The organism is Paracoccus marcusii (genome assembly GCF_006151785.1).
Classification (GTDB): Bacteria; Pseudomonadota; Alphaproteobacteria; order Rhodobacterales; family Rhodobacteraceae; genus Paracoccus; species Paracoccus marcusii.
On sequence record NZ_VDDD01000013.1, the window covers coordinates 14,638 to 27,672 of the forward strand.

10 protein-coding genes are annotated in these 13,035 nt (G+C 69.4%); 2 read left to right on the forward strand and 8 right to left on the reverse strand.

Features of this window, described 5'->3' with window-relative positions:
• Positions 1 to 6 precede the first annotated feature (6 nt).
• From FHD68_RS03765 to FHD68_RS03785, 5 genes are all read right to left on the reverse strand, one after another.
• Positions 7 to 2,223 carry a xanthine dehydrogenase family protein molybdopterin-binding subunit gene (locus FHD68_RS03765; protein ID WP_127898804.1) on the reverse strand — a complete coding sequence of 739 codons (2,217 nt, stop codon included), beginning with the start codon at positions 2,221 to 2,223 and terminating at the stop codon, positions 7 to 9.
• Positions 2,220 to 3,182 (reverse strand): FAD binding domain-containing protein, encoded by a 963-nt coding sequence (locus FHD68_RS03770; protein ID WP_127898805.1) that lies wholly within the window; start codon positions 3,180 to 3,182, stop codon positions 2,220 to 2,222. Before FHD68_RS03770 ends, FHD68_RS03765 begins: the two co-directional genes overlap by 4 nt.
• Positions 3,179 to 3,706: a 2Fe-2S iron-sulfur cluster-binding protein gene (locus FHD68_RS03775; RefSeq protein ID WP_127898806.1), complete on the reverse strand. Its 528-nt coding sequence runs from the start codon at positions 3,704 to 3,706 to the stop codon at positions 3,179 to 3,181. Before FHD68_RS03775 ends, FHD68_RS03770 begins: the two co-directional genes overlap by 4 nt.
• A 76-nt stretch (positions 3,707 to 3,782) precedes the next feature.
• Positions 3,783 to 4,763 carry a bile acid:sodium symporter family protein gene (locus tag FHD68_RS03780; protein WP_127898807.1) on the reverse strand — a complete coding sequence of 327 codons (981 nt, stop codon included), beginning with the start codon at positions 4,761 to 4,763 and terminating at the stop codon, positions 3,783 to 3,785.
• Positions 4,764 to 4,773: 10 nt separating this feature from the next.
• Positions 4,774 to 6,351: a gamma-glutamyltransferase family protein gene (locus FHD68_RS03785; protein WP_240542431.1), complete on the reverse strand. Its 1,578-nt coding sequence runs from the start codon at positions 6,349 to 6,351 to the stop codon at positions 4,774 to 4,776.
• Between the two features lie 92 nt (positions 6,352 to 6,443).
• Here FHD68_RS03785 and FHD68_RS03790 point away from each other — a divergent pair, with 92 nt between their 5' ends.
• Entirely contained in the window at positions 6,444 to 7,079 is a 636-nt protein-coding gene (locus FHD68_RS03790; RefSeq protein ID WP_127898808.1) for a GntR family transcriptional regulator, read from the forward strand.
• Positions 7,080 to 7,082: 3 nt separating this feature from the next.
• On the opposite strand, the gene FHD68_RS03795 is transcribed toward FHD68_RS03790, so the two are convergent.
• Positions 7,083 to 10,151, reverse strand: coding sequence for an efflux RND transporter permease subunit (locus FHD68_RS03795; RefSeq protein WP_127898809.1), 3,069 nt, complete (start codon positions 10,149 to 10,151; stop codon positions 7,083 to 7,085).
• On the reverse strand, positions 10,148 to 11,257 hold the full coding sequence (locus FHD68_RS03800) for an efflux RND transporter periplasmic adaptor subunit (RefSeq protein ID WP_164871442.1): 1,110 nt from the start codon (positions 11,255 to 11,257) through the stop codon (positions 10,148 to 10,150). Before FHD68_RS03800 ends, FHD68_RS03795 begins: the two co-directional genes overlap by 4 nt.
• Positions 11,258 to 11,442: 185 nt before the next feature.
• On the opposite strand from FHD68_RS03800, the gene FHD68_RS03805 reads away from it, so the two are divergent.
• Entirely contained in the window at positions 11,443 to 12,225 is a 783-nt protein-coding gene (locus FHD68_RS03805; RefSeq protein ID WP_127898811.1) for an inositol monophosphatase family protein, read from the forward strand.
• Here the strand turns inward: FHD68_RS03805 and FHD68_RS03810 are convergent.
• Positions 12,222 to 12,953, reverse strand: coding sequence for an FkbM family methyltransferase (locus FHD68_RS03810; RefSeq protein WP_164871443.1), 732 nt, complete (start codon positions 12,951 to 12,953; stop codon positions 12,222 to 12,224). The two genes, FHD68_RS03805 and FHD68_RS03810, sit on opposite strands and share 4 nt — an antisense overlap.
• Positions 12,954 to 13,035: the final 82 nt, after the last annotated feature.

The following is a 13,035-nucleotide window of genomic DNA, read 5'->3' on the forward strand; positions in this document are numbered from 1 at the left end:
ATGCGATCACGCCGCCGGGGCGAAGGGATCGGGCAGATGGGCCAGCAGCTTGTCCGGCGTCATCGGGAATTCGTGCAGACGCACGCCGCAGGCATTGTAGATGGCGTTTGCCACCGCCCCCGCCGCCCCGCAGATGCCCAGTTCGCCGACACCCTTGGCCTGGATGGGCGATGCGTGCGGATCACGCTCCTCCAGCAGGATGACCTCCATGTCGGGAATGTCCGCATGGACCGGCACATGGTATTCGGCCAAGTCGTGGTTCACCAGATGACCGTCGCGGCTGTCAAAGGACAACTCCTCGGTCAATGCACTGCCGATGCCCCAGACCATGCCGCCCAGACATTGCGACCGCGCCGTCTTGGCGTTCAGCACCCGGCCAAAGCCGAATGCCCCGGTCATGCGGCGCAGACGCGTCTCTCCGGTGAAGGCATTGACCGCGACCTCGCAGAAGAAGGCGCCATAGGTCGACTGGTTGACCTTCTCCATCAGCTTGCCCGGTTCGATCTTGCCGGTCCGCGTCAGATCCTCGGACAGAAGGTCGGTCACGGGACGCGGCTCGACGCCCTCGGCCCAGGCCTTGCCGTCCTGCAGCAGCAGGTCGTCGGATGCACATCCAAGCGCCTGCGCCAGGGTCGCGCGGATCGCCTCGCAGGCCAGGAACACCGCCGAACCTGTCGACGACGCACCCCAGCTGCCCCCCGAACCGGCGCCGGACGGCAGGCGGCTGTCACCCAGACGGACGGTGGTGCGCTCGATCGGCTGGCCCAGCATTTCTGCTGCGACCTGACCCAGGATGGCATAGCTGCCGGTGCCGATGTCGGTGTGATCGGTCTCGACCACCACATGGCCATCGGCGGTCAGGGTCACGCGGGCCTCGGCCTTGGCCAGGATGTTCACGCGGGCGGCGGATGCCACGCCCATGCCGATCCACCATTCACCCTCGCGCCGCGCGCAGGGTGTGGCGTTGCGCTTGTCCCAGCCAAAGGCCGAAGCGCCGGCGTCCAAAGCCTCGACCAGTCTGCGCGAGGAATAGGGCGTACCCTCGCCCGGCACCTCGTCGGGCAGGTTGCGCTTGCGCAATTCGACCGGGTCGATGCCGGTGGCTTCGGCCAGTTCGTCCATCGCGACCTCAAGGGCCTGCATGCCGACGGCCTCGCCCGGCGCCCGGACAGAACCGGCGGTCAGACGGGTGATGTCGGACTTGCGCACTGCCAGCAGGCGGTTCTCGCCGGCGTAGAGGAACTCGGAGGCTTGCGTCACCGGTTCGGAGAAGCTTTCCCCGGGCAGGTTCGACACCAGCGCCTCATGGGCGAAGGCGATCAGGCGGCCGTCGGGGCCGCAGCCCAGACGGATGCGCTGTTCGGTTTCGGACCGGCGCATGATCGATTGGAACACCTGCTGGCGGCTCATGACCACACGGACCGGGCGTCCCAGTTCCTTGGCGGCAATCGCCGCGGCGACCGCCTCGTGCGAGATGCCCAGCTTGGACCCGAACCCGCCGCCGACATAGGGCGACAGCAGATGCACGTGCTTGGGGTCGATCCCCAGGCTGTCAGCCAATTCCGCCACGTTGTAGCTCAGCATCTGCAGGCTGCCCCACAGGGTCAGATCCTTGCCGTCCCATTCCGCGACCGCCGCATGCGGTTCCATCGCGGCACTGGCATGGCCGGGGGTTGTGAAGGTCAGATCGACGGAATGCGCGGCGTCGCGCATGGCCTTGTCCAGATTGCCCGCCTTGATCGGATCTGCGGCCGGTTCCGCATCGGCGGCATCCGGCAGGAACTGCGCCTCGCCGGACTGGTCCTCGTATTCGATGTCCAGCGCCTTTGCGGCATTGGTCGCCTGCTCGAACGTCTCGGCGACGACCAGGGCCACCGGCTGCATCGGAAAGTCGACCTTCGAGACGTCCTGCTCGGGGGCCTCGCCCGCGGTACCCTGCGCGGCACGGCGCAGCATCCGTTCCGACGAATAGACGGCCAGAACGCCGGGCATCGCCATCACGACGTCGCGGTTGATCTTCCTGACCCGACCGGTGCTGATCGTCGCGCCGACCAGCACGCCCTCGACGCAGTTCTCGCGTGCATATTCGGCGGCATAGGTCGCGGTGCCCGCCACCTTCAGCGGGCCTTCCGGCCGGTTCAGCGGCTTGCCGATCACCCCCTGGCGGGTGCGATCCAGCATGTCGCGGGTGTCGGGGGTGTCATAGGTATCGCTCATCGTCATTCCCCCGTGGCTTCCGCCAGTACGGCCGCAAGGGCGCGGCGGACCAGCGTGATCTTGAAATCGTTGTGTCCCTGGCCGCGCGCATCCTCCAGCAGAAGATCCGCGGCCTTGTCGAACAGCGCGGGCGTCGGGCGTTCCCCGACCAGCAGCGTCTCGACGCGGTCGTCGGTCCACGGCTTGTGGGCAATGCTTCCGAACGCCAGTTGCGCGGCGTCGATGCGGCCGTTGTCCATGCGGACCGCCGCAGCCACGGACACCAGCGCAAAGGCATAAGATGCCCGGTCGCGCACCTTGCGATACAGCTGACGCCCCCCGAACGGTGCCGGCAGGCGGATGGCGGTGATGACCTCACCCGCCTTCAGCACGTTGTCGCGCGACGGATCGTCTCCGGGCAGGCGGTGGAAATCGCGCATCGGAATTTCACGCGTGCCGTCAGGGCCTTCGGTCTCGACCGTGGCGCGCAGGGCCGACAGGGCCACGGCCATGTCGCCCGGATAGGTCGCGATGCAGGCGTCGGACGCGCCCAGAATCGCATGGTTGCGGTTCACGCCACCCTGCGCCGCGCAGCCTGTGCCCGGTTCGCGCTTGTTGCAAGGCGACCGCCCGTCCATGAAATAACCGCAGCGCGTGCGCTGGCACAGGTTGCCGCCCATCGTCGCCTTGTTGCGCAACTGCGGGCTGGCACCGGCCAGAATGGCGCGCGACAGCAGCGGCCAGTCGGCACGGAGGCGCGGATGCGCCGCGCAGTCCGAGTTGCTGACCAGCGCGCCGATGCGAAGACCGGCACCCTCGGAGGTGATTTCCTTGAGGCCGACGCGGGTGATGTCCAGCAGGGCATCCGGGGTCGCGACCTCCAGCTTCATCAGGTCCAGCAGGTTGGTGCCGCCGGCGATCAGCATCGCGGGGTTGCCGACGGCTTGCGCCAGATCACCCGCGCGTTCGTATTCGAATGCCTTCATTGCGCGGCCTCCGTCTGGGCCATGGCGTCGCGGATGGCGGCCAGGATGTTGTCATAGGCGCCGCAGCGGCACAGGTTGCCGCTCATCCGTTCGCGGATCTCGGCATCGGCGACGGCGGGCTTGTCGGCCGGATCGGCAGTGACGGCACTGGGCCAGCCTTGCCGGATCTCCTCGATCATCGCGGTGGCCGAACAGATCTGGCCCGGCGTGCAATAACCACACTGGAACCCGTCATGGGCCACGAAGGCCGCCTGCAGGGTCGACAGCGCATCGGGCGTGCCGATGCCTTCGATCGTGGTGATCTCATCTTCGTCATGCATGACGGCCAGCGTCAGGCAGGAGTTGATGCGGCGGCCGTTGACGATGACGGTGCAGGCGCCGCATTGACCATGGTCGCAGCCCTTCTTGGTGCCGGTCAGGCCAAGGTCCAGACGCAGGACGTCAAGCAGGCTGCGGCGGGGGTCGCCGTGATATTCATGGGATTGGCCGTTGACGGACAACCTGGCGGCGGGGCGTTGTGCCATTGGGGGCTCCTTGGACCGCGGTGCTGGGTCCAAGGCAACGTGGGCCGGGCAACCCGGTTCCCATGTCTTTTCGCCCTTACGCCACCAGGGCCGTGGCGTTCCGCCGCGCCCGGTTCTGCGCGATCATCGCGCAGATCAGCAGCTGCGCCATGTGATAGACCAGGACGGGCAGGACGGTGGCCCCGACCGTCTCGGCCGGGAACAGCGCGGTGGCGATGGGCAGGCCCGTCGCAAGGCTCTTGGTGGACCCGCAGAAGAACAGCACGATCCTGTCCTCCAGCGGCAGGCCGAATGCGCGGCCCGCCCCGGCCATCATTCCGAAGACGCAGGCGAGCAGCACCAGCATGACCGCGATCAGCGCGATCAGGGCGGTCGGCGGGATCGACGCCCACAGGCCCGACACCGTGCCCGCACTGAAGGCCGAATAGACGATCAGCAGGATCGCGCCCCGGTCCACGACCAGGGTCAGCGTCTTGCGGTTGCGCACGAACGCCCCCACCCACGGGCGCAGGACCTGGCCCAGGACGAAGGGCAGCAGGATCTGCGTGCCGATGCGCAGCACGGCGTCCAGGCTGACGCCGCCCTCTCCGGTCTTCAACAGCGCCGCGACCAGCGCCGGGGTCAGCGCCACGCCGACCAGGTTCGACAGCGACGCCGCGCAGATCGCCGCGGGGACGTTGCCCCCCGCCATCGACACGAAGGCGATCGAGCTTTGGATCGTCGAGGGCAGCACCGCCAGGAACACCAGCCCCAGCGTGACCTGCGGTCCCAGCAGATCGCCGAAGATCAGCGCGAATGCCATGCCCAGCACCGGGATCATCAGATAGGTCGCGGCGAATGTCAGTCCCTGCAGGCGCCAGTTCAGCATCCCCGCCTTGACCGAAGCGGGGTCCAGCTTGGCCCCGTAGAGGACGAACAGCAGCGCCACCGCCCAATAGGTCACCTGACCCAGGGCGTCGGCCGCCACGCCCCGCGCCGGCAGCACCAGGCCCACCATGACGGTGCCCAGCAGCATCAGCATATAGCTGTCGATTCCGATGCGTTTCAGAAAGCCCATGTCCGTCTCCTTACAGGCCGATGGCCATGCCGTCCTTGCGGCTGTCCGACCCGCCTTCCAGCAGGCCGTCGCCGATGCGGATCGCCTGCGCCCCGCCCATCGGGCCGGTCAGGCGCTTGATGACATGGCCGCGCGCGGCCAGGTCGTCGCAGATGTCCTGCGGCAGGGTCGGCTCCACCTGCAGCACGCCGTCGGTGGCAAAGGTCCGCGGCTCGTCCATGGCCGCCTGCAGCGACAGGCCGCGGTCGATCACCGCCGACAGGAAGGCCGCGTGGCCCGCCGCCTGGTACTGTCCGCCCATCACGCCAAAGGGCATGACCGTGCGGTCGCCTTGGGTCAGCACGCCGGGAATGATCGTGTGCATCGGGCGCTTGCGCGGGCCGATCGCGTTCGGATGGCCGGGGATCAGACGGAACGACGCACCGCGGCTCTGGAACAGCACGCCGGTCGCGGGGTCCAGCCGCCCGGACCCGAAGCCGTGGAAGATCGAATTGATGAAGGACACCGCATTCCCCGCGGCGTCCACGACGCACAGATAGATGGTGTCCTTGTGCTCGGGCTCGTCCCACAGGGCCGGGGCCTGGGCGCGGGCCAAGTCGATGCGGGCGCGCAGGGCCGTGATGGCGGCCTCCGACATCAGCGCCTCGGTCAGGCCAGCGCAATGATCGGGATCACCCAGCAGTTCGTCGCGGTGATGATAGGCAAGCTTCGTCGCCTCGGCCTGGACATGGATGCGGTCGGCCACGGACAGCGCGGCCATGTCGAACCCCTCGATGATCTTCAGGATCAACAGCGCGGCCAGCCCCTGCCCGTTCGGCGGGCATTCATGGACGTCGAACCCGCGATAGCGGGCGCTGATCGGGTCGACCCATTCGGCGCCGTCGGTGGCATCCGCGAAATCCTGCTGGGTGTGCAGCCCGCCCAAGGATCGCAGATGCGCGACCATGCGTGCCGCGGTGTCGCCCTGATAGAAGGCGGCCGGACCATGGGCCGCGATCTCCTCCAAGCGGTCGGCCAGCAGGGGTTGGGCAAAGCGGGCGCCGGCATCCGGGACAGGCAGGAAATGCGCCGCCGCATGCGGATCGCCTGCGACGGTGGCCTGCCCTTCGGCCCAGTCCTGGGCGACGCGGGGGGTGACGGGAAACCCGTCGCGGCCATAGCCGATCGCGTCGCGGAACAGGCGCGACAGCGGCAGGCGGCCCAGATCGGCATGCAGGCGGCACCACGCGGAGATTGCGCCGGGCACGGTCACCGCATGCGCGCTGGTCTGGGGAATGGTGTCGGTCAGACCCGCGGCCTGCAGCGCCTCGACCGTCGCCGCGGCGGGGGCGCGGCCCGACCCGTTCAGTGCGCGCACCGGCCCGTTTGCCGGTGCATAAAGCGCAAAGCAGTCGCCGCCGATCCCGGTCATCAACGGGTCGACTACCGCCTGCACCGCGCTGGCGGCGATGGCGGCGTCGACCGCGTTCCCTCCCTCGGCCAGGATGGCCAGGCCCGCCGCGCTGGCCAGCGGGTGCGAGGTGGCGACCATCGCACGACCGGCAAGGGTGGACGGCCTGCGGCCCGACAGGAAATCGAATGCGGTCATGGAACAGGCTCTCCGGCGAGGAATCACATGGTCAAGCGGCTGCGGTATGTATACATGTTGCAGGCACAGGAATACAATTGACGGAATTCCCGATGCCTCCCATCCGTTCGGCCGATCAGATCCACGGTGCGCTTTCCGCGCAGATCATCGCGGGCACGCTGCGTCCCGGCGATCCGTTGGGAGAGACGACCCTTGCCGCGCGGTTCGGCCTGTCCCGGACCCCGGTGCGCGAGGCGTTGCAGCGGCTGGCCGCCGAAGGGCTGGTGGAACGCGGCCCCCGCCGGGCGTTCCTGGTGCGCCGCATGGGCAGCGACGCCCTGCGCCACCTGTTCGAGGCCCTGGCGGAACTGGAGGCGCTGTGCGCCAGCCTGTCCGCGCTGCGGATGACCCCGACCGACCATGCGCTGCTGGCGGGCATCCTGGACCGCGACGACCTGCCCGGCGCGGATTACGCCCAGGCCAACATGCGCTTTCACGAGGCCTTGCGCCAAGGCGCGGGAAACGCCGTGCTGGCCGACCTGCTGGCCGACCTGAACCGGCGCAGCCTGCCGTGGCGCAACGCGCAGTTCCAGGTCCGCGCGGCGCGCATCGAAACCTCGCGGGCGGAACATCGCGCGATCCTGAGGGCGATCACGGCGCGCGACGCGGATCGCGCGGCCGACCTGATGCGGGCGCATATGGGCACGTCGCTTGGCGTCATCCTGGAGATGATCGCGGGGCGGGACTGACCGCTATTCCGCGGGCTGAGGATCGGTTGCGGGCACGTCCCGGCGCCCGATCCGTTCGATCAGCACATAGATCACCGGCGTCAGCAGCAGCGTCAGCACGAAGGCCAGCGACAGCCCGCCCACGATGACCGCACCGATGGCGCGGCGGCTTTCCGCCCCCGCCCCCGTCGCGGTCGCCAGGGGCACGGCTCCCAGGATCGTGGCGATGGTCGTCATCAGCACGGGCCGCAGGCGCGTCACCGCCCCCTCGCGCGCGGCGGTGACCAAATCGCGGCCCTCCTCGCGCAGCTGGTTGGCAAACTCGACGATCAGGATGCCGTTCTTGGCCATGATCCCGATCAGCAGGATCATCCCCACCTGTGAAAAGATGTTCACCGACGCCCCCGTCAGCAGAAGCGTCGCCACCGCCCCCGCAAGGCCCAGGGGCACCGTCAGCATGATCGTCAGCGGCGTGCGAAAGCTCTCGAACTGCGCCGCCAGCACCAGGAACACGATCAGCAGCGCCATTCCGAAGACCGTCGCGACGCCGCCCTGGTTCTCCTGGTAATCCGCCGCCTGACCGCGCCAGACCAGCAGAGCGCCCGCCGGCAGCTCGGCCGCGGCCTGTTCGACAAGGGTGATGGCGCGGGCCAGGTCGGTCCCCTCGACCAGATCGGCCTCGGTGTTGACCGAGATCAGGCGGTCGTTCCGCGCGATCGACGGGACCGTGGCCCCGGTCGTGACGTCGGCAAAGGCCGACAGCGGGATCAGGTCGCCGCGCGTGTTGCGGATCAGCACGGACAGCATGTCCTGAACGCTGTCGCGGTCTTCGGGGGCCGCCTGCAGGATGACCGGGTACTGGCGGCCGTCGCTGGTGTATTCACCGACGGTGCGGGACGCGAACAGCACCTGCAGGGTCTGGGCCACGGTTTCGCTGTCCAGGCCAAGGTCCTGGGCGCGGGTGCGGTCGATGTCCAGCGACGCGCCCGGCTGGTTGGCCGCGTAATCGACCTCGATCCCGGACAGGCCCGGCGCATCGGCCAGTCGGGCGGCCACGTCCTCGGCCCACGCGGCGGCGCGGTCCAGGTCCGGCCCGCCGATGGACCAGCTGATGCTTCCGCTGCCGCCGCCAAGGCCCAGGCCACCAGACGGGCGGATCGAGGTCGACACCTCGGTCATCGCGGACAGTTGCGGGCGCAGGTCGGCCATGACCTCCTCCACGCTGACATCGCGGCCGTCCCACGGCGACAGGTTAACGAACAGCAGCGCCCGGCGCGCATTCGCGCCAAGCCCGACGATGGCGGTGACGTTTTCCACGATGCCCTGATCGCGCATCGGCTGGATCATCGCCTCGACCTTCCGGGTCGCCGCGTCGGTATATTCCAGGTTCGACCCCTGGGGCGCGTTCAGAATGATGCGGAAGCTGCCGCGATCCTCGTCCGGGGTCAGCTGGCGCGGCAGCGCCTGATAGACGGACACCGCCCCGGCGACTAGGAAGGCCGTGCCCGCCAGAATGACCACGGGCCGCGCGATCAGCACCCGCAGGATGCGGTCATAGCCGCGTTCCAGCCAGACGATGGCCCGGTTCATTGTGCGGGTCAGCAGGTTCGGACGATCTTCGCGCGGCATCACCCGCGCGGCCAGCACCGGTGACAGGGTCAGCGCGACAAGGCCCGACACGGCGACCGCAATGGCCAGCACGATGCCGAATTCCGCGAACAGCTGGCCCAGTTCCCCGTCCATGAAACTGACCGGGACAAAGACAGCAATCAGCACGGCGGTGGTGGCGATGACGGCAAAGCTGACCTGCCCCGCGCCCTGCCGCGCGGCCTCGGCCCGCGACTTGCCCATGGCGCGGTGGCGCTGAATGTTCTCAAGCACGACGATGGCGTCGTCGACGACCAGGCCGATCGCCAGGATCAACGCAAACAGCGTCAGGATGTTGATCGTGAACCCCAGGGCCAGCATCCCCAATGCGGCGCCCAAGGCCGATACCGGGATGGTCACGATGGGCACCAGCGACAGCCGCAGCGACCCCAGGAACAGGAAGATCACCGCCGTGACTAGGGCCACCGCCTCCAGGAACACCTTGAGGACCTGTTCGATCGAGCTTTCGATGAACACCGCCTCGTCCGTGGTGATGGTCAGCGCCATGCCGTCGGGCAGGGTGTCGCGGATGCGGTCCAGTTCCGCCCGGACGGCGGTCGAGATGGCGACGGTGTTCGACTGCGCCTGCGGCTGGACGCCCAAGCCCAGGGCCACGGTGCCGTTGGCGCGATAGATGGTCGTGGTGTCCTCGGCCCCCTCCTCGATCCGCGCGACGTCGCCAAGGCGCAAAGGGCGCCCGCCCTCGTCGCGCAGCACGACTTGGCGGAACACGTCGGCCGAGGTAAAGCGCGTCTGCGCCAGCACCTGCAGCTGTCGGGCGTTCGTCTCGATCTGGCCCGCGGGCAGTTCGACGTTGTTGGCCTGCAGCGCGCCGATGATGTCGCTGGTGGTGATGCCATAGGCGGCCATGCGCGACTGATCCAGCCAGATGCGCATCGACGGCGCGCGCTCGCCAAAGATCTGCGCATTGGCCACGCCGGGCAGGCGCGCCAGGCGATCGGTGATGAAGCGGCTGGCGTAATCGGACAGTTCCAGCGGCGTCATCGAGGGGCTGGACAGGGCCAGCCGGATCACCGGGTCGCCCTCGTCGTCGTTCTTTTCCACGCGGGGCGTGTCCGCCCCGTCGGGCAGGTCGTTCAGCACCCGTTCGACGGCGGCGCGCACGTCGTTGGCGGCGCTGTCGATGTCGCGTCCCGGATCGAATGTCAGCACGCTGCGCATCCGTCCCCGGTCAGAGCTGGTGCGCATGGCGGTCACGCCGCTGACCCCGGCCAGCGCGCCCTCGATCACCGTGGCCAGCTGGTTGTCGACCACATCGGGCGCGGCGCCGGTATAGTTCACGCGGACGCTGACCTCGGCCGCCTCGACCGAGGGCAGCTCGCGGACCGGCAGGCGGGTGATGGCCACCGCCCCGATCAGCACGATCAGCAGGTTGATGACGGTTGCGAAGACCGGGCGGCGCAGGGCGAAATCAGGGACGCTCATCCGTCGGCTCCGACCAGGGGTTCGGCGGCGGCGGTCCGGTCGGGGCGCGGCGTGGCGGTGACGACGGTGCCGGCGTCGACGCGGTGCAGGTTCGACACGATGATCTGGGTGCCCAGGTCCAGGCCCGCCAGGACCTCGACCAGGCCGTCGGATTGCTGGCCCACCTGGATGTCGGCCCAGGCCGCCTCGTTCCCCTGCACGATCAGGACACGCTGGACATCGCCCTCGACGCTCAGCGCGGATTCGGGGACCGCGGGGCGTTCGCGCTGATCCAGGACCAGCTCGACCTGCAGGAACATCCCGCCGGTCAGGGCGCGGTCGGGGTTCGGCATCTGCGCGCGCAGCGCGATCGACCGCGTGGCGGCATCGACCCGCGTGTCGATCAGGCTGATCGTCGCGTCGAAGACCCGGTCGGGCCAGGCCGAGGACCGCAGCTGGACCCCCTGCCCGACCGCCAGGCGCGGCAACAGCGTCTCGGGCACGCCGAAATCCACCTCGATCACCTCCAGGTCGTCCAGCGTGGCGATGGGGGTGCCGCTGTCCAGCATCTGCCCCTCGACCAGGTCGGTCAGGCCGATGACGCCGGAAAACGGCGCGCGCAGCAGGCGATCCTCCAGCAGGACCTGGGCGCGGTCGCGTTCGGCCTGGGCGCGCAGCTGGGCCGCGCGGGCGGTCTGAAAGGCGGCGTCCGACGACGATCCGCTTGCGTTCAGCTGTTCCTGGCGGGCAAAGGCGGCGTCGGCCTCGGCCAGGGTCGCCTCGGCGGCTGCCAGATCGGCCTGTTCGGCGCGGTCGTCCAGTTCCAGCAGGACATCGCCGCGTTCGACCTGTGCGCCGGGGCGAAAGGCGATGCGGGTGATGCGGCCGCTCGCCTCGGGCATCAGCTCGACCGCGCTGCGGGCACGTGCGGTGCCGACGGCGCGGACGCTGTCGACGAACCGCGCGGTCTGGACGGCCACGGTCTCGACCGGCACCGCCTCTCCGGCGCCGTCGGACGGGCGGCGGGCCTGTTCGGGTTCGCTCACCAGACGGTCCGACAGCGTCATGCCCCCGGCGGCCGCGGCGATGATCACGATGGCGCCGATGGTTGCCTTGACGAAGCGCATGGTCTGTATTCTCCCGTGACGGGCCTGGGGTCGGTCGGCCTCCTGCCGCCCTTGTCGCCGGGCGGTGCTGCGCGCAGATTGCCCCTTGGTGCGCATCGTGCAACTGATAATCCCGTGTAGGGGGCCTGATACGCCCCCGTTGCCTCCGCAGGGGGCATGCGGCCCGCCCCCTGAAAGGATCTCCGATGGGTACCACCGATGACCTGACCCTGGCGATCGACGCCGCCCATGCAGCCGGAGCGCTGCTGCAGGCGCACTGGAACGACCGCGACCTGCTGACCATCGACGCCAAGCGTCAGGGCGACTTCGTGTCGCAGGCCGACCACCAGTCCGAGGCGCTGCTGCGCGACCGCCTGCTGGGCGCCAACCCCGACGACGGTTGGCTGGGCGAGGAGACCGACGCCCGTCCCGGCCGGCGCCGTTGGATCGTGGACCCCCTGGACGGCACGACGAACTTTCTGCGCGGGATCGCGCATTGGGCGGTGTCCATCGCGCTGGAACAGGACGGGCAGCTGGTGCTGGGCGTGGTCCACGACCCGCTGAAGGCGGAAACGTTCAGCGCCATGACAGGGTCGGGGCTGCAGCTGAACGGGCGCCGCCTGGACCCTGCCGCGCCGCCGGGCTTTGACGCGGCGCTGTTCGGGACGGGCCTGCCGTTCGGCAACATGCCTTACATCGACGATCACGCGGCCGACCTGGCGCGGGTGCTGCCGGGCACGGCGGGGGTGCGCCGGATGGGTGCCGCGGCGCTGGATCTGGCCTATGTGGCTGCCGGGCGGCTGGACGGGTTCTGGGAACGCCGCCTGCGTCCCTGGGACATCAGTGCCGGTCTGGTCCTGGTCCGCGAGGCCGGGATGCGGGTCGAAGGCTGGACCCCCAACGAACGCCCCGAGGAGACGGGGACCGTCATCACCGCCCCGGTGCCGATCTTCGACCGACTGGCCGCGGCGCTGCGTGCGGACCGCTAGGCCAGCCGCGCGTAAAGATCGCCCGACCCGCCCTGCGGGTCGAGGCCCTTCAGCCAAGCGCGCACGGCATCCGCGTCGCGCCAGTCGTCCCACAGGAACCCGCCCGCCTCGCCAGTCACCGGATTGAAGCGGTAGGGGCCCAGATCCTGCAGCCGGTCGATCACCGCCAGCGTCCGGTCGCGGAACGCCGGCAGGTATTCGACCGACAGCATCGGCAGCGGCTGGCCCAGCCCGGACAGCACGTCCAGTTCGAACCCCTCGACGTCGATCTTGACGAAATCGGGCAGGCCATGCGCCGCGATCAGCGCGTCCATGGTGGTCATCCGCACCTCCTGGCTGCGGTCCCACCGGACATGCTCGAAGCCGGGGGCAGCGGCCGCCTCGGCCGCAAAGCTGGTGCTCAGCGACGACACCGTCGGATGCAGCGACGACACCGCCATGCGGGCCACCGTCTCCGTCGGGCCCACGGCCTGCTGCACCAGCACGATGTCGCGCGGCAGGCTGCGGCGCAGAAAGCCCGCGAACGGCTCCTGCGGTTCGCAGGCCACGACCCTCGCCCCGGCGGCCCGCATGGCGCGCGCCCGGCTGCCCACATGCGCGCCGATGTCGAAGGCCAGGTCGCCCGGTTGCAGCAGCCCGCCGTAGAACGCCCGCAGCTGCCTGCGCCGCAGCGGATTATAATAGATGGCAAGCGACCGGATCAGCCCCAGATAGGCACGCAGTTGCATCGGGTATCCTCAGGTTTGAACGGTCGCAGCCTAGGGCCATCGGCGGCCCGCGTCCAGAAAACCGGGGCGTGCCGAAATGCCG